Annotated in this window: 13 protein-coding genes and 1 tRNA gene; 8 read left to right on the top strand and 6 right to left on the bottom strand. The window is 64.2% G+C overall.

The features are described 5' to 3' along the window. Window positions 1-17: 17 nt before the first annotated feature. The 3 genes from ABUE11_RS05225 to ABUE11_RS05235 form a co-directional block, all read right to left on the bottom strand. Window positions 18-596 (bottom strand): peptidylprolyl isomerase, encoded by a 579-nt coding sequence (locus ABUE11_RS05225; protein WP_367067988.1) that lies wholly within the window; start codon window positions 594-596, stop codon window positions 18-20. Continuing rightward, on the bottom strand, window positions 593-1,975 hold the full coding sequence (locus ABUE11_RS05230; protein WP_367067989.1) for a L,D-transpeptidase family protein: 1,383 nt from the start codon (window positions 1,973-1,975) through the stop codon (window positions 593-595). The genes ABUE11_RS05225 and ABUE11_RS05230 overlap by 4 nt, the downstream gene beginning before the upstream one ends. An 82-nt stretch (window positions 1,976-2,057) precedes the next feature. Next, window positions 2,058-3,140 (bottom strand): tetratricopeptide repeat protein, encoded by a 1,083-nt coding sequence (locus tag ABUE11_RS05235; RefSeq protein WP_367067990.1) that lies wholly within the window; start codon window positions 3,138-3,140, stop codon window positions 2,058-2,060. 218 nt (window positions 3,141-3,358) lie between these two features. Between ABUE11_RS05235 and cysS the strand changes: the two genes are divergently transcribed. The 8 genes from cysS to ABUE11_RS05275 all read left to right on the top strand — a co-directional run bounded on the left by cysS (window position 3,359) and on the right by ABUE11_RS05275 (window position 11,633). Further along, window positions 3,359-4,735, top strand: a complete 1,377-nt coding sequence (gene cysS, locus ABUE11_RS05240) for a cysteine--tRNA ligase (RefSeq protein ID WP_367067991.1) — start codon at window positions 3,359-3,361, stop codon at window positions 4,733-4,735. Window positions 4,736-4,780: 45 nt separating this feature from the next. After that, a complete protein-coding gene (locus ABUE11_RS05245; RefSeq protein WP_367067992.1) occupies window positions 4,781-5,428 on the top strand; it encodes a DNA-3-methyladenine glycosylase 2 family protein in 648 nt (215 codons plus the stop codon). Between the two features lie 58 nt (window positions 5,429-5,486). Continuing rightward, window positions 5,487-6,461, top strand: coding sequence for an acetyl-CoA carboxylase carboxyltransferase subunit alpha (locus ABUE11_RS05250; protein ID WP_367067993.1), 975 nt, complete (start codon window positions 5,487-5,489; stop codon window positions 6,459-6,461). A 76-nt stretch (window positions 6,462-6,537) separates the two neighbouring features. Further along, window positions 6,538-7,545: a tRNA lysidine(34) synthetase TilS gene (gene tilS, locus ABUE11_RS05255; protein WP_367067994.1), complete on the top strand. Its 1,008-nt coding sequence runs from the start codon at window positions 6,538-6,540 to the stop codon at window positions 7,543-7,545. Between the two features lie 37 nt (window positions 7,546-7,582). After that, window positions 7,583-8,851 carry an aspartate kinase gene (locus ABUE11_RS05260; RefSeq protein WP_367067996.1) on the top strand — a complete coding sequence of 423 codons (1,269 nt, stop codon included), beginning with the start codon at window positions 7,583-7,585 and terminating at the stop codon, window positions 8,849-8,851. 44 nt (window positions 8,852-8,895) lie between these two features. Beyond that, window positions 8,896-8,988, top strand: a tRNA-Ser gene (locus tag ABUE11_RS05265). Window positions 8,989-9,224: 236 nt separating this feature from the next. Beyond that, window positions 9,225-9,713 (top strand): peroxiredoxin, encoded by a 489-nt coding sequence (locus tag ABUE11_RS05270; protein ID WP_367067997.1) that lies wholly within the window; start codon window positions 9,225-9,227, stop codon window positions 9,711-9,713. A 156-nt stretch (window positions 9,714-9,869) separates the two neighbouring features. Then, window positions 9,870-11,633, top strand: coding sequence for a PhoH family protein (locus ABUE11_RS05275; RefSeq protein ID WP_367067998.1), 1,764 nt, complete (start codon window positions 9,870-9,872; stop codon window positions 11,631-11,633). 72 nt (window positions 11,634-11,705) lie between these two features. Here ABUE11_RS05275 and ABUE11_RS05280 read toward each other — a convergent pair whose 3' ends face one another. From ABUE11_RS05280 to ABUE11_RS05290, 3 genes are all read right to left on the bottom strand, one after another. After that, a complete protein-coding gene (locus ABUE11_RS05280; protein ID WP_367067999.1) occupies window positions 11,706-13,193 on the bottom strand; it encodes a nucleobase:cation symporter-2 family protein in 1,488 nt (495 codons plus the stop codon). Between the two features lie 227 nt (window positions 13,194-13,420). Continuing rightward, a complete protein-coding gene (locus tag ABUE11_RS05285) occupies window positions 13,421-13,849 on the bottom strand; it encodes a type IV pilin protein (protein ID WP_367068000.1) in 429 nt (142 codons plus the stop codon). 10 nt (window positions 13,850-13,859) lie between these two features. Then, window positions 13,860-17,531, bottom strand: coding sequence for a PilC/PilY family type IV pilus protein (locus tag ABUE11_RS05290; RefSeq protein ID WP_367068001.1), 3,672 nt, complete (start codon window positions 17,529-17,531; stop codon window positions 13,860-13,862). Window positions 17,532-17,612 lie beyond the last annotated feature (81 nt).

Raw genomic sequence — 17,612 nt, forward strand, 5'->3', positions numbered from 1 at the left:
GGTGTGTCCTTTCGGGGTTACTTGACCAGCGTTGCGGAGTTGATGACGACGGGTGTGGTGGGCACGTTCTGGTGCGGCCCGCGGTTGCCCGTGGCCACGGCCTTGATCTTGTCCACCACCTCGGTGCCGCTCACCACCTTGCCGAAGACGGCATAGCCATAGCCATCGGGGTTGGGCGCGTTGAGCATGGCATTGTTCTTGACGTTGATGAAGAACTGCGAGGTGGCCGAATTCGGGTTGGCCGTGCGCGCCATGGCGATGGTGTAGGTGTCGTTCTTCAGGCCGTTGTTGGCCTCGAGTGGGATGGGCGCCTTGGTGGGCTTTTGCACCATGTCGGCCGTGAAGCCCCCGCCCTGGATCATGAAGCCGTCGATCACGCGGTGAAACACGGTGCCGTCGTAATGCTTGTCCTGCACGTAGGCCAGGAAGTTCTCCACGGTCTTGGGCGCCTTGGCCGGGTCGAGCTGCACGACGATGTCGCCCATGCTGGTGGCGAGCTTGACGCGCGGCGCCGCCGTGTCGGCGTTTGCTACGCCGACGATAGCTGCCAGCGCAATGCCAGCAAGCGTCAGAGCCGTATTTCTTCTGGAAATCATCCAATCACTCCTTCAAAAAAGATCTGCCAGTGCGCGCCCTTGCGCGTCCAGTACTGGCGCTTGATGGCGCCGCCGCGTGCGCCCTCGGCGACCTCGCCGAAGGTCACCACCATGGTGTCGCTGCTGTCGGTCCAGCGCAGCAGGCTCTTGTCCTTGAGCTGCAGGTCGCGCCCGGCCAGCGCCCGGCTCTCGGCGCGCAGCGTGTGGGTCCAGTCGGCCAGGCCGGTGTTGCGCAGGCCCTGGAACTCGGGTGCATAAAAGCGCAGCAGGCGCTGCATGTCGCCCTGGGACTTGGCGGCGCGCCAGGCGTCGAGCACGGCGTCGAAGGACTGGCGCTCGGCCTGCAGCGCATGGGGGCTGACCCATTGCAGGCGCTGGGCGATCACCACCGGTGTGCTGCGCGGCTCCACGGTCCGCAGGATGCGCTGCAGGTCGGGATTGGCCACGACCACGCAGCCATCGGTGGCCAGGGGCGCGCGCGAGAACTGCTCGGGCGGTGTGCCATGCAGCCAGATGCCGCTGCCCGTCTTGCCCCGGCTCCTGTCGAGCGGGTTGGGGTAGTTGATGGGCAGGGCGCCCGCGCCGTAGAAGTCCCGCAGCGTGGCCGGATCGAGCCGGCTGGTGATGAAGTACACGCCCAGCGGCGTGCGCTGGTCGCCCTCGACGACCTTGTCGGTGCCGAGCTTGCCGACCGAGGCGTAGTAGTCGGCCAGCAGCACCAGGCCCCGGTCGGTGTTCTCGAACAGGTACAGGCGCGAGCGCGAGGCATCCATGGCGATGGCGTGGCGCGTGCGCGTGGGCAGCTGCAGGAACTGCGAGGGGATGCTGCCCGCCGGCGGCGGGGCCTTGCTTGAGTCGACACGCAGGCGCAGCTCGCTGCGCAGGCTGGCCAGCGTCTGCGTCGCCGCCTCGGGCAGGGGCGCCGCGCCAGCCGGGGTCTGGGGCCGGGGCGCGGCGATGGCGGTGGCAAATCGCAGGCCGGGCAGGGGCTCGGGCGGCTGGGCCGGGGCGGCCGGCTGCGGCTGCACGTCACCCACGCGGGCCACGGGACGCGCGCGCGCGGCCAGCAGATCGCCCAGGGTGAGCTGGGCGAGCTGGAAGTTCGGGTGATCACGCACCAGGCGCTCGGCCAGCGGCAGGGCCTCGCGGGCCCGGCCCTGGGTCGTCAGGCGGGAAATCTCGAGCAGGCGTCGTTCGGCATCGCCGTCGCGTGCAGCGGGGGCGGCCTTTCTGGCCTTCTTGCGCACGGCGGGCTTGCTCGCGGCCTCCGCGGCCACATCGGTCTGCTTCCTGGCCAGCGTGGGCAGGGGCAGGGCCAGGCCGGCCGCCACGGCTGCCGCGGTCAAGGCCTGATGGAACGATGCGGGCGTCGGAGGCATGCGTGGCGTGCGCTTCTCGAAAATACGGTCAGCGGCGCCGTCCGCGCCGCATATCGTCTGAATGCTGTGCGCGCAAGGCGTTTCAGCCACCCGTGGATTCACGCACGATGGCCCAGCGGCCCGCCTGGTTCACCATATCCAGGGTCTTGCGGCTGCTGACGTTCAGGCTGCCCGAGCGGTACTGCTGGCGAAATCGCGCCTGGGCCTTGTCGCCGTCGACACGCACATGCAGGTCGCTGATGCCCACGGTGATCTTGGGGCGGCCGACGATGCGCTCGCGCCGCTCCTTCTCCCAGGCAGCGCGGTTGGCCTGGCCCTTGGGCTGGAAGCTCTTGGCGTAGGCGCCAAGGTAGGCCCCCATGTCCTGATCCTCCCAGGCCGAGGCCCAGGCGCGCACGGCCTTCTCGACCTCCTGCTCGCTGCCGCTAGGCGCCGCGGCCGCCTTGGCCGGGGCTGGCACGGGCGCTGCTTCGGCTGGAGCAGCGGCGGGTGCGACCGCCGGTGCGGGGGCTGCCGCTGGTGCGGGTGTCGATGCCGGCGTGGATGCCGGTGCCGCCACCGTGGCGACGGTCGGCTTGGCGGGCGCTGCCGTGCTGGACGCCGCGGGGGCGGCGGTCTTGGCGGCCGGGGCCTTGGCGTCGCTGGAGAACAGCTCGCGGATCAGTGCGAGCTTGGGGCGCAGCGTGTTGGCCTGCGTGGCGTCGAGCTGCAGCGCCCGGTTGTAGGCCTGGCCCGCCAGCTTGGCATAGATGTCGCCCAGGTTTTCATGGGCCGTGGCGTAGCTGGGATTGGTGCGGATCGCCATCTCCAGCGCGGCGCGTGCCTTGTCCAGCTGGTTCTGGTTGGCGTAGAGCACGGCCAGATTGTTGTAGGGCTCGGGCAGCTCGGGATAGTCCTCGGTGAGCTTGGTGAAGGTGGCGATGGCGTCGGCCTGCTTGCCCATGTCGGCCTGGGCCACCCCGCGCAGAAAGCGCAGTTGCGGGTCGCGTGGGTTGGCCGCGATGCGCTGGTCGGCCTTGCTCAGCGCCTCCTGCGCCTTGCCCGAGCGCAGCAGCTGGGTGATCTCGGCGTAGTCATCCGCCGCATGGGCCAGCGGTAGTCCCAAGAGCGCAGTCAGGGCAACGGTGCGCAGGAGTTGGGCAAGGGGACGGCGTGCGTGCTTCATGGGAGGAGGGGGAGGGAATGCCGGAGCCGGCGACGGGCTTATACTGAAAGGGATTGTAGCCGAGGGGTGCTGGCGCGCCGCCATGCCGCCGCCCGCCCTGTCATGGCGTCCGCGGGGCCTGGCGCCATCTTTTCGGGCAGTTCGGTGAGCCCGTCCTGCCCCTTGCAAGCGCCGTCATCGCAGCTGCAATTGCCACTTCCTTCTCTGACCTTGATTCCATGAGTTTGCGCATCTACAACACGCTGTCGCGTGCCTTGGAAGATTTTTCCCCCATCGAGCCCGGCCATGTGCGCATGTATGTCTGCGGCATGACGGTCTACGACCTGTGCCACCTGGGCCATGCGCGCTCCATGATCGCCTTTGACGTGGTGCAGCGCTGGCTGCGCGCCTCGGGCTATCGCGTCACCTATGTGCGCAACATCACCGACATCGACGACAAGATCATTCGCCGCGCCGTGGACAACGGCGAGAGCATCCGCAGCCTGACGGCGCGCATGATCGACGCGCTGCACGAGGACGCCGACGCACTGGGCATCGAGCGCCCGACGCACGAGCCGCGCGCCACCGACTATGTGCCGCAGATGCAGGCGCTGATCACCCGCCTGCAGGACCGGGGCCTGGCCTACCAGGCCGCGGGCGGCGACGTGAATTACGCCGTGCGCCAGTTCTCTGGCTACGGCAGGCTGTCGGGCAAGTCGCTCGACGAGCTCAACGCCGGCGAGCGCGTGGCGGTGCAGGACGGCAAGCGCGACCCGCTCGACTTCGTGCTCTGGAAGAGCGCCAAGCCCGAGGAGCCGGCCGAGGTGAAGTGGGACAGCCCCTGGGGCGCGGGGCGTCCGGGCTGGCATATCGAATGCTCCGCCATGGGCTGTGCGCTCTTGGGCGAGAGCTTCGACATCCACGGCGGCGGCGCCGACCTGGCCTTCCCGCACCACGAGAACGAGATCGCCCAGAGCGAGGGCGCCACGGGCCAGCCCTTTGCGAGGCTGTGGATGCACAACGGCTTCATCAACGTGGACAACGAGAAGATGTCCAAGAGCCTGGGCAACTTCTTCACCATCCGCGACGTGCTCAAGGAGTATGACACCGAGGTCGTGCGCTTCTTCGTGGTGCGCAGCCATTACCGCAGCCCGCTGAACTACAGCAATGTGCACCTGGACGACGCCCGCGCGGCCCTGAAGCGCCTGTACACCGCGCTCAGCCTGGTGGCGCCCGCGCCGGTGCAGATCGACTGGGCCGAGCCCTATGCCGCGCGCTTCAAGGCGGCCATGGACGAGGACTTCGGCACGCCCGAGGCCGTGGCCGTGCTGTTCGATCTGGCCGGCGAAGTCAACCGCGGCAAGTCGCCCGCGCTCGCCGGCCTGCTCAAGGCCCTGGGCGCGCAGCTTGGGCTGCTGCAGGACGATCCGCAGGCCTTTCTGCAGGCCGGGGCGAGCCTGGACGAGTCGGCCATCGCCGCGCAGATTGCCGCCCGTGCAGCCGCCAAGGCCGCCAGGGACTTTGCCGAGGCCGACCGCATCCGCGCCGCGCTGCTGGCCCAGGGCATCGTGCTCAAGGACTCCGCCGCGGGCACGACCTGGGAGGTGGCGCAGTAAATGCGTTCCGAATCAAAACGACTGCAAACGCGCATGGGGTAAGCGATGGCAGCTATAAAAAAAACAGAAACCCCTGCCATTCCGGACTACTGGGCCGAGGCCTGCAAGCACCTGAGCAAGAAGGACCGCGTGATGCGCCGGCTGATCCCCCAGGTGGGGGATGTGGCGTTTCAAAGGCGCGGCGACGCGTTCAGCACGCTGGCGCGCTCCATCGTGGGTCAGCAGGTGTCGGTGGCCACCGCGCAGCGTGTCTGGGACAAGTTCGCCCTGCTGCCGCGCAGCATGACGCCGCGTGGGGTGCTCAAGCTCAAGGTCGACGACATGCGTGCGGCCGGCCTGTCGGCGCGCAAGGTGGACTACCTGGTCGACCTGGCGCTGCACTTCGACAACGGCCAGTTGCATGTCAAGCAGTGGAGCCAGATGGACGATGCCGACATCGTCGCCGAGCTGGTCGCCATACGCGGCATCAGCCGCTGGACGGCCGACATGTTCCTGATCTTTCATCTGGCGCGACCGAATGTGCTGCCGCTCGACGACGCGACGTTGATCCAGGGCATCAGCCAGCATTACTTCTCCGGCGACCCCGTGAGCCGCAGCGATGCGCGCGAGGTGGGCGAGGCGTGGAAGCCCTGGTGCAGCGTGGCAAGTTGGTATATTTGGCGGTCGCTCGCCCCCCTGCCGGTTGACTATTGATAACGAACCGAGAACAGCAGGGCGGCTGGTTTCGGGCGCCGCCCCGAGGAGAAACAATTTGGCCAAGAAAACCTTTCTGGACTTCGAGCAACCGATTGCCGAGCTCGAATCCAAAATCGAAGAGCTGCGCTATGTGCAGAACGAGAGCGCGGTGGATATCTCGGAAGAAATCGACCAGCTCAGCAAGAAGAGCCACCAGCTCACCAAGGACATCTACAGTGACCTGAGCCCCTGGCAGATCACGAAGATCGCGCGCCACCCCGAGCGTCCCTACACCATGGACTATGTGCGCGAGATCTTCACGGACTTCGTCGAGATGCACGGCGACCGGCATTTCGCGGACGACCAGTCCATCGTCGGCGGTCTGGCACGCTTCAACGGCCATGCCTGCATGGTGCTGGGCCATCAGAAGGGCCGCGACACCAAGGAGCGCGCCGCGCGCAACTTCGGCATGAGCCGGCCCGAGGGCTACCGCAAGGCGCTGCGTCTCATGAAGACGGCCGAGAAGTTCAAGCTGCCCGTGTTCACCTTTGTCGACACGCCCGGCGCCTTCCCCGGCATCGACGCCGAGGAGCGCGGCCAGTCCGAGGCCATCGGCCGCAACATCTACGAGATGGCCCAGCTCGAGGTGCCCATCATCACCACCGTGATCGGCGAGGGGGGCTCGGGCGGCGCGCTGGCGATTTCCGTGGCCGATCAGGTCATCATGCTGCAGTACTCGATCTACTCGGTCATCAGCCCCGAGGGCTGCGCCTCCATCCTCTGGAAGACCAGCGACAAGGCCAAGGACGCGGCCGACGCCATGGGCATCACGGCGCATCGCCTCAAGGCACTGGGCCTGGTGGACAAGATCGTCAACGAGCCCGTGGGTGGCGCGCACCGTGACCACAAGCAGATGGCGGCATTCCTGAAGCGCGCCCTGGGCGACGCATTCCGCCAGCTCTCCGACCTCAAGCCCAAGGAGCTGATCGACCGCCGCTACGAGCGCCTGCAGAGCTACGGCCGCTTCAACGACACCAAGACCGAGCGCTGACCGACAGCGGCATTCCGATCGACGACGACCCACGACGGCCCTTTGGGGCCGTTGTGCCTTGTGCGAGCATCCGCCCATGACCCAGAGCCTTGCCGCCGCCATGCAGGCCTTTACCCCCAGGCTGCCGCTGGCCGTGGCCTTGAGCGGCGGGGCGGACTCGACCGCGCTGCTGCTGGCCAGCGCCAGGCGCTGGCCGGGCCAGGTGCATGCCCTGCATGTGCACCACGGCCTGCAGGCCGCGGCCGATGACTTCGAGCGCCACTGCGCCGCTCTGTGCGCGCGGCTGCAGGTGCCCCTGACGGTGCGTCGTGTCGATGCGCGCCACGCGCCGGGGCAAAGCCCCGAAGACGCCGCCCGCCAGGCGCGCTACAAGGCTTTTGAGGCCATGGCGCTTGACAGTCAAGCGCAGTCAGCTATTCAAACAATAGCATTGGCCCAGCATGCCGATGATCAGGTGGAGACGCTGCTGCTGGCGCTCTCGCGCGGCGCTGGCGTCGCGGGCCTGGCAGCCATGCCCGCGCAGTGGCAGCGCGGCGGCCTGCACTGGTGCCGGCCTCTGCTCGGCGTGGCCGGCGCCGATGTGCGCGCCTGGCTGCGCGCGCAGGGCGAGCCCTGGGTGGAGGATCCGACCAACAGCGACGAGCGCTACACGCGCAACCGCATCCGCCATCGGCTGCTGCCGGCGCTGCAGCAGGCGTTTCCGCAGTTTCGCGACACCTTTGCACGCAGCTGCGCCCATGCCGCCCAGGCCGACGAACTGCTGCAGGAGCTGGCCGTGGCCGACCTGGCTGCCACAGGCCGGCCGCCGCGCATCGCGGCGCTGCGGCTTCTGAGCCGCGCTCGCCAGGCCAATGTGCTGCGCCATTGGCTGCGCAGCGACCATGGCACCACACCCTCGGCCGCGCAGCTCGACGCGCTGCTGCGCCAGATCGCCGCCTGCACCACGCGCGGCCACCGCATCCATCTGAAAGTCGGCCGCGGCCATGTGGTACGCGAGGGCGAGGCGCTGCATTGGTACAATCAGCAAGTTTTGGATTTCATTTCCGCACGGGACGGCGGCGCACCAAAACAGTCTTCGCAATAGCGCCGCTTCTTCAGCGTTCCGTCATTGCAGATATTTCATGGCACTGTTCGTTCATAAATACGGCGGCACCTCGATGGGCTCTACCGAGCGCATCCGCAACGTCGCCAAGCGCGTGGCCAAGTGGGCACGGGCCGGCCACCAGATGGTGGTGGTGCCCAGTGCCATGAGTGGCGAAACCAATCGCCTGCTGGCTCTGGCCAAGGAGCTCACCCCCTCGCATGCCACCACGGCCTATTTCCGTGAGCTCGACATGCTGGCCGCCACGGGCGAGCAGGCATCCTCGGCCCTGCTGGCCATCGCCCTGCAGGCCGAAGGCATGCCCGCCGTGAGCTACACCGGCTGGCAGGTGCCAGTGCGCACCGACAGTAGCTACACCAAGGCGCGCATCGAATCCATCGACGACAAGCGCGTGCGCGCCGACCTGGACGCGGGCAAGGTGGTCATCATCACGGGCTTTCAGGGCATCGATGAGGGTGGCAACATCACCACGCTGGGCCGCGGTGGCTCCGACACCTCGGCCGTGGCCGTGGCTGCGGCCATGAAGGCCAACGAGTGCCTGATCTACACCGACGTCGATGGTGTCTACACCACCGACCCGCGCGTCGTGCCGCAGGCCCGGCGCCTGAAGACCGTGAGCTTCGAGGAAATGCTGGAGATGGCCAGCCTGGGCAGCAAGGTGCTGCAGATCCGCTCGGTGGAGTTTGCCGGCAAGTACAAGGTGCCGCTGCGCGTGCTCTCGAGCTTCACGCCCTGGGACATCGACATCAACGAAGAGGCCAAATCCGGCACCCTGATCACCTTTGAGGAAGACGAACAAATGGAACAAGCCGTCGTTTCCGGCATCGCGTTCAACCGCGACGAAACCAAGATCTCCGTGCTCGGCGTGCCGGACAAGCCCGGCATCGCCTACCAGATCCTGGGCCCCGTGGCCGATGCCAACATCGAAGTCGACGTGATCATCCAGAACATCAGCAAGGACGGCCGCACCGACTTCAGCTTCACCGTCAACCACAACGACCATGCCCGCACGCTGGAGCTGCTGCGCGAGAAGGTCGTGCCCGCCCTGGGCGCCCAGGAAGTGGTTGGCGACACCGCCATCAGCAAGGTCAGCATCGTCGGCATCGGCATGCGCAGCCATGTGGGCGTGGCCGCCAAGATGTTCCGCGTGCTCAGCGAAGAAGGCATCAACATCCAGATGATCTCCACATCCGAGATCAAGACCTCGGTGGTGATCGAGGACAAGTACCTCGAGCTGGCCGTGCGCGCCTTGCACAAGGCCTTCGACCTCGACCAGCCCACGGCCTGAGTTTGTCTCGGGAAGGGTAGAAATCAGGCTACAATAGCCGGATTGGAAACGTGACCGAGTGGCCGAAGGTGCTCCCCTGCTAAGGGAGTATGGGGTGTAGAGCCTCATCGAGGGTTCGAATCCCTCCGTTTCCGCCAAAGCATAAACCCAGGCAATTGAGTTGCCTGGGTTTTTGTTTTTTGGTGCTGCTGGCGTGTCATCTGGCACGAGCACCGCTCGATCGGCTAAACACTGGCTGCGGCGCACCCATAGATGCATCGACAGGTGTTTCAAGGTAAAATAACCGGTTGCGGTCGGGGGCACAAAGCCTATAAGCCACCCACACCTACTCCCCCGGCTTTTCATCGACTAATTCCTGAGAGATAGAAGTGCCATGGCGATCGTTGTCAACAAGCCCCTGCCCGAATTTGAAGCTAATGCGACTGGAGGGATCAAGGTCTCCAATGTGTCGCATCTAGGCCAGATTCTGGTCCTGTACTTTTATCCAAAGGACAACACCCCGGGCTGCACCACCGAAGCCATGCAGTTCCGTGACAAGTTCAAGGACTTCGAGAAGGCCGGAGCCGTCGTTTTTGGGGTGTCGCGCGACAACATGAAGTCTCACGACGACTTCAAGGAAAAGCTCGAACTTCCTTTCGAACTCATCGCTGACACCGAAGAGAAGATGTGCCACATGTTCGGCGTGGTCAAGAACAAGATCATGTATGGCAAGAAGGTCAAGGGCATTGAGCGCAGCACGTTCCTGATCAATCCCGAAGGCGTGCTTGTGCAGGAATGGCGTGGACTGAAGGTTCCGGGCCATGTCGACGAAGTGCTCAAGGCTGTCAAGACCATCAAGACGCCGATCAAGCAGGCCGCCTGAACGGAATGCCCCACGGTCCGTCGCCGGGCCGTCACAGCGGGTGTGCATAATGGGTCCATGCGGACGCAAGACGCTATACGCCCTCCCATCAAAGCCGCCTCGGTCTCCAGGCGGCTTTGTGTTTTTTGACATGCCCTAGAGCGAGGCCTTCACACCATGCCCCTGCCCCCCGCACCGACCAAGCGCGCCGCGCTGCTCGCACCCGAGGCCTACCTGCTGACAGCGCCAAAGGAGCCAAAGGAGGAGGCTCAAGCACCTTTGCCGGCGACCGTGCAACCCCCTTCCGGCGCGACACGCAAACGTGCTGCCAGGAAGGCTCCGGCGACGGCAAGCGCAGCATCTGTCGGCGTCACAGTCACCGCGCCAGACGCCTCAAACCAGATATCCGACATTGCATCGGTAAAGCAGGCTCGTGACCGATCGACACGGAGCGTGCCCGTGGATGACGCCACTGCCGAGGTCAGCAACGTGACGCCCATTCGTGCCGTGGCACCCGCCGGCAGTTCGCGCAAGCGACGCGCCGCAGGCCCGAAGAAGATGTTTGTGCTGGATACGAATGTCCTTCTGCACGACCCGACGAGCCTCTTCCGCTTCGAGGAGCACGATATCTTTCTGCCGATGATCGTCCTCGAGGAACTTGACGCGCACAAGAAGGGCATGACGGAAGTGGCCCGCAACGGACGCCAGGCGAGCCGTACGCTGGACGCGCTGGCAGCAGCCCATGGTGCGGCCGACATGGCCCATGGACTGAAGCTCGATGCCACGGGCCAACGTGCGGCAACGGGGCGTCTGTTCTTCCAGACTGCACCGCTGTCGTACCAGTTGCCTTCCAGCCTGCCCCAGGGCAAGGCTGACAACCAGATTCTGGGTGTCGTCGAGGCACTGCGCAAACTGCACGCTCCGCGCGAGGTGGTGTTGGTCTCCAAGGACATCAACATGCGTGTCAAGGCGCGCGCCCTGGGCCTCGCTGCCGAGGACTACCAGAACGACAAGACCCTGGAGGATGGTGATCTGCTGTATTCCGGCAGCCTGGCCCTTCCAGCCGATTTTTGGGCCAAGGCCGGCAGAAATGTCGAGAGCTGGCAGAGCGGTGCGCACATGTACTACCGCATCGGTGGCCCGCTCGTCGCCCAACTCATGGTCAACCAGTTCGTGTACTTCGAGGCTCCGGGGGAAACGAGTATGTACACGCGCGTGACCGAGATACGTGACAAGACGGCCGTCCTGGAAACGTTGAAGGACTACGGCTCGGCCAAGAATGCCGTCTGGGGCGTCAATACCCGCAACCGTGAGCAGAACTTCGCCATGAACCTGCTCATGGACCCGGATGTGGACTTCGTGACCCTCACCGGGACGGCAGGTACGGGCAAGACGCTGATGGCATTGGCCGCAGGCCTCACTCAGGTCCTCGATGAGCGTCGTTACACGGAGATCATCATGACCCGGGCCACGGTCAGCGTTGGCGAAGACATTGGCTTCCTGCCTGGCACCGAAGAAGAAAAGATGGGGCCATGGATGGGCGCCCTCGACGACAACCTCGAGTTCCTCGCAAAGGGCGATGGAGGCAACGCCGGCGAATGGGGACGTGCTGCCACCAATGAACTGATCCGCAGCCGTATCAAGATCAAGAGCATGAACTTCATGCGTGGGCGTACCTTCTTGAACAAGTACGTCATCATCGACGAGGCGCAGAACCTGACCCCGAAACAGATGAAGACATTGATCACACGCGCCGGGCCGGGCACCAAGATCATCTGCATGGGCAACCTGGCTCAGATCGATACACCGTACCTGACCGAGGGTTCATCCGGGCTGACCTTCGCCGTGGATCGCTTCAAGGGCTGGCCCCACAGTGGTCACATCCTGCTGGCACGCGGGGAGCGCTCGCGTCTGGCGGACTTTGCGAGCGAAGTGCTGTAGTGCAGCTTTGGGGGGGCGCCACGTCGTCGCTGCCGCGCGAGTTGATGTAGATCAGGCTCGCGCCTGCCGATATCAATGCGCCTCTGCTTGCCGTGCGGCCTCGATGCTGGCCTGCGTGTCGTGCTTTGCTCCGTTGAAGAACAGATTGAGCAGCACGGCAGCCAGGGAGGACAGCAGGATTCCCGACTCGATCAACGGATGGATGGAATGTGGCATCCACTGGCGGAAGTTGGGTGCCACCAGCGGGATCATGCCCACGCCGATGGATACGGCGACGATCATGGCGTTGTTGCGGTTGTGCTGGAAGTCGACCTTCGAAAGTATGCGAATGCCGGTCGCCGCCACCATGCCAAACATCACCAGACCTGCGCCGCCCAGCACCACGGTGGGCAGTGACTCGACCAGCGCGGCCATCTTGGGAAGCACGCCCAGCACGATCAGGATCACGCCGCCGGCCACACACACCCAGCGGCTCTTGATGCCGGTGACCGCCACCAGTCCCACGTTCTGAGAGAAGCTGGTGTAGGGGAAGGTGTTGAAGATGCCGCCGATCAGCGTACCCAGACCATCGGTACGCAGGCCGCGCTTGAGGTCTTCGGGCGTGATCTCCTTGCCTGTCATCTCGCCCAGTGCGAGAAACATGCCGGTGGACTCGATCATGACAACGATCATCACCAGCGTCATGGTCAGGATCAGTATCGGGTCGAAGACCGGCATGGCAATCTGAAACGGCAGAACCACGTCCAGCCACTTCGCGCTGCCGACCTTGTGGAAATCCATCAGACCCATGGCCGCCGTGATCACGCCACCGACGGCAATGCCCAGCAGCACCGAGATGTTGGCCCAGAAGCCCTTGCCGAAGCGAGCGATCATCAGGATGGTCAGAAGCACAATGCCCGAGATGCCGACTCCCGTGAGGTCTGCGTATTTCGGGTTGGGGATGGTCGGGACGATGGCAAAGCCCTTGGGGACGGGTGGAAGGTTGGAACCCGGGGCGCCCGCGGCGGCCTGGGCATCGGCGAGCCATTTCAGGTGCTCGGGGTTGGGGATGTTGGGCGCGGTGGGCCCCACCGGATTGCCAAAGATCCAATTGATGCCCACACGCATCAGGCTGATGCCGATGACGGCGATGATGGTGCCGGTGACCACCGGCGGAAAGAAGCGCAGCATGCGGCTCATGAAGGGTGCAATCAGGATGGACACAACCCCTGCGCCAATGACCGCACCGAATATCAGTCCGGCCCCGGCGTGTCCTCCCGTGGACTGCGCCATGGAAACCATGGGTGCGACGGCGGCAAAGGTGACACCCATCATCACGGGCAACTTGATGCCAAACCATTGTGTCGCCCCCCAGGCCTGAATCAGCGTCACGAGGCCGCAGACGAACAGGTCGGCCGAGATCAGATGTGCCACCTGCTCGGGAGGGAGGTTGAGCGCGCGCCCGACGATAAGGGGCACGGCCACGGCACCCGCATACATCACCAGCACATGCTGCAGGCCCAGGGCAGTCAACCGCCCCAGTGGCAGAGTTTCATCGACAGGATGGACTGCGGAACTCATCGCTTCGTCTCCAGAAATGCGAGCCGGGCCGGCGCGCCCGGATGAAGCCACAGCCATGTCAAGGTCGTGGCTAGTTGGTATGGAAAAAGTGTATACAGTTCATAAGACTCAACAGCTTGGTAGAAACCCGCGCGCCGCTTGATCGATGTGCGCTGCTTGGGTCGAGGCAGGGCGCCCGACATCCCCGAAAGGGAATGTCGGGCGCGCCTGGTTGGGTGATGTGGGGGCTACTTGCCCCAGCAGTCGGACACGATGGCGCCGGATGTTTGTCCGTTGGCGCCGCGCAGGCCGGTATTGCTCAATGTGTAGGTGCCGCACTTGTCGCCGCTCTGTGCCCCCTTGGGTGTGGCTGTGAGGGTGAAGGCAGCCCCGGAGTTGCCTGAAGCAAAGGCAATGTCATAGCGTTTGCTGGCGTCGCCACTCCAGGTGAGAGTCGCCGGCAGCGTCGTGGGGTAGGTGCCCGTGGCAGTGGCCGCTCGCTCCAGCCACTGCGCCGCCTGCATCAGGCCGGCGCGGGCATCTGCCCTGTGCCCTCGTCGCACGTACTCGGTATAGCTGGGATAGGCGATGGATGACAGGATGCCGATAATGGCCACCACGATCATGACCTCGATCAGCGTGAAGCCATGCTGTCTGTTGAGCGATTGTCGAATCATTGTGCGATTCTCACTTCAGTTGGCGCCAGCTGGGGCGCAGGGATTGCTCGGGCATGCATGCCATGGCGATTTTGTTGTTCTTCACGTCAATGTCGTAGTTCAGACAGTCGCCGCTTCCGCCCTTCTTGATCAGGGTGTGAGAGCCCTTGGCCACTGGCATGCGCGTCACGAGCAAGTCATCCCCGCAAGACGAGCAACCGCCACTGGGAGGCTGGCTGGGCGGCTGGCTGTAGAACATCCCGTTGCCGTCATGGTCAAGCAGCTGCACCGTCGGGCGCTTGCCGTCCATGATGTTGACCAGGGTGAGGTATTGGCGCTCCTCATCCACCGTGGTCGATTCGCAGCTTTCCACGTTCGGATCGGCATCGGACCCCTTGGCCGGGACTTGCGAATACATGGCGAGGATATTGCTTCCGTCGTAGAACTCGAGGGGCTTGAGGACCCGTTCACCAACGGCCGGCAAATCCATGTACCAGCCGTTGTAGTTGGCCCAGGTTTCCTTCTTGAGCTCATCTGTCGCATCCACACGCGCATGGCCATCGGAGCCCACGGCCGTGATGGACTGCATGGCCAGCTTGGCCGTCGCCACGCCCTTGCCCAGCGCGGCCGGTGCGGGAACGCAATTGGGGCCAGCCGGGCAGCTGCCGCCTCCCGGATGGACCTCCAGGCGCTTGCCCTTGGTGCCGGTGACGGTGCGGTAGCGTGTGTTGTCGAGCACGGAATACAGCGTTTGCACCTTGGCGTCGCTCTCGTCCGCCTTGGTGACGTTGCGACCCGTGCCGAAGGCCACCATCATGCCGCCGACCGATACCGTCTTGGCGCTCGTACCCGTTCCGACTTGCATGGTGCGATCGTTGGCACGCACCGTGGGCGCTGATGTGATGCGCTGAACCTGCGTGCGTGCGCTGCCCAGCGACGCGGGGCCCGTGGCCGTGAACAATGGCTGGCCGCCGAAGGCCACGTTCCACTGCGTATCATCTTCGTTGGTGAGATCGAACTTCCACAGGTTGCCCAGGTTGTCGCCCGCGTAGGCAATGTCGGCACGATTGTCGCCATTGAGATCCACGAGGCGCGGGGAAGACAGGCCATTGTCATTGGCGTTGCCGGTTCCCGTGGCATCGGCCAGAGCCGCGGAGAGGCGCTTGAGCTCCTTGGCTCCGTCCAGATATTGGATCAGCAGCACGGGGCGCTGGTTGGCGCTGTTGTAGCCATTGCCCATGACCACGGCCCAGCGGTTGTTGTTCATGCGCGTGATCTGCGTGGTACGCATGGGGTTGGTTTCGTCCAGCACGGGGCGGGCAGTGATGTAGCCAATGTCCCTGTCCTCCGCCACCGTCGTGTTGCATGCGGTTTGCTGTGCTCCGGTCATGACGGCGCAGTTGGGGGCCGCTTCGCTGCCACGGGTGCGATCAAGCACTACCAGCTTCTGTGCATTGCCCTCGCTGAAGCCGGGAAGCGTTCCCGCATCGCTGCTTGCTGGGTTGGTCACGTCCAGCACGAAGTAGCCCTTGCCGCCAGCGCCCATGGTGCCGACCAGTACGGTGCGCCAATCGGGGATGGTGGTCGTGGGGTCCGACGGGTCGGGGCCGCCCAGATCCACGTCGCCGGTCATGGGCGAGCCATCGACAAAGAATTTGTGCTTGTTGTTGTAGCTGGGATCGGTCAGCAGAGGAAGGCTGGCAATCACGCCACGCGGCGCGTAGGCGATCTGTTCTGTCCCATCGGTGGCAGAAAAGCCGTGCAGCAATCCGTCGTTGCCACCCACATAAATCATGGGTGTGCGGGACTTTCTGGCAAGCGTAAAGGCGCCATACCCCTTGAGCGCGTAGTTGCTCGCTGGCGCGCCGGTGTACCAGACAACCGAGTTGACGATGTCGCCCTGACGGCTCTTGCGTTCGCGCAAAGGTTTGCTGGTCGTATAGCCGGTGGTTTCTGAACCCTCCTTGGACTGATCGCCGCGGATGAAGTTGAGCCGGTTTTCTGCATTGGTGGCTACCGTGACGGTGCTGTCGCTCGGGTCCTTGCCCAGCAGGGCCTTCTGTGCGGTGCTGAGGTAGGTCTGGCCGTTGCTCCACTTGAAAGCCACGCCGCCCTTTTCCCCGGAGGTCACCCACTCATCGCTCCAGCTCAGGATCAGCCGGCTGTTGATGTCCATGGCATCGAGCTTGTCGGCCGTGTTCTTTCCACCCCAGCTCGTTGTGGGCACGGTGGTGCCATCCTTTTGGACCGTTTCGGCCGTAACGAAACCCTTCCAGGCGTTCTTGGGTTCGTAGTTGCCGGTGAACTTCCCCACATCGGTGCGCGAAATATTGGAGCCACTGGTCGCTGTGGAAGTCAGGTTGGGATCAACCTGGGTATTGATCTGCTGAAAAATGTCGCGAAAGGCCTTGGCGAGATCCTCACCCTTTTCAACCGCATAGAAGCGGCCTCGCCCGTTGAGCGCGGCATGCCACAAGTCAAGGGCGTTTCGGTCCTCTGTGCCTGTGGTCAGCTGAGGCCAGCTCACTTTTCCATTCACCAGGTCAGGGAAGCTGCCGTCATAGCCGAATGGCAGCATGGATGTGGGAGCAGTGATCTGCGGATAGCTCCACTGAAACGCCATTTTGCTGAAGCCAATGGTGTAGGTCACCATATGCGGCCAGGTGGCAGGGTTGTAGCGCGGGTTCCAGAAGCGATCCAGTTTGGCGTCGTTTCCAGCGGAGTCCTTGCCAAAGTCTTCCGTGACAGGAGCCTTGTTGTATTCGGCGGTTGTCTGCGGATTGCCCTTGAGCCCGGAGACGCCATTGGGATCTACGGCCGTTTGCAGCGGTGTGGCCCAGCTCTTGAACGCCCAATCGGCTAGGGTGTTGCTGTGAGTGTCTGAATACAGGTTGCTCTTGGGACGGTTGGTGGCATTGGTGCTGCCATAGATCGTGCCATCGGGAAGGGTGATATTCGTGGTGTTGTTGTCCTGGGAGCCTCCAGACGCGCTGCCGTTCCAGCGCCCGTCGGTCATGAAGATGTGGTAGTTGCGCCTACATCCCAGGTAGGGCGTCTCCTGGTCGCCAGGTATCGAGGCCCAGGGCCCGTTCTTGTTCAAAGTTCGGCGCATGTAGGCATCGGCCCGAGCAAGCATTTGGTGCGATGGCGTGCCCCCGCCTGGAGTTAGCTTGCTGACAAAACTGAGAAAGTTGGTGCGGTGGGCGCCCTCCAGCACCTTCATCGAGTTTTCACCGAGGGAACTGCTGTCCACGCTGTTTGCTCCCGCGTGGCTGGTGGTATTCCCGGACTTCCATTGAGTGCCGACGCCGGGTGATTTCCCGTTGTTCCACATGGTCTGCCAGGCGAGACGGATTTTTTTGTCCGGCAGCAGGGTGCTGTCGTACTTGGGGTGGGTGGGATCAAAAATGGATTTAAGCGCGTACTTGAGCACGTTCATGCGGCGGCTGTTCGTGGGCCAGGTGCCGTCTGCACTCGGTGAGGTGGTGTTGCTTGCGCCTTGGGTGGATTCGTAGTCCAGTCGGAAATTCATACTGCCCGAATCGTCTACCGAGATGATGACGTTGGGCGTCACATAGGGTTGCACCGTGCCCGGAGGCGCCTGCACGAGGTCGACGGCCCAGACGCCATGGGGTGCCAGCGCTGCGCCAATGGCGATGCAAAGCAGTTTCTTGTGAAAGCGAGGTGGCGTTGTGCAGTGCATGGCGGGCTCCTCCTGATGCTGTAGATGTGATAAGTGGATCGGGCTGCAGCGCTCTCGCGTTGGGCGTTGTCAGCTCATGTA

The organism is Oryzisolibacter sp. LB2S (assembly GCF_040732315.1).
Lineage (GTDB): Bacteria > Pseudomonadota > Gammaproteobacteria > Burkholderiales > Burkholderiaceae_C > Alicycliphilus > Alicycliphilus soli.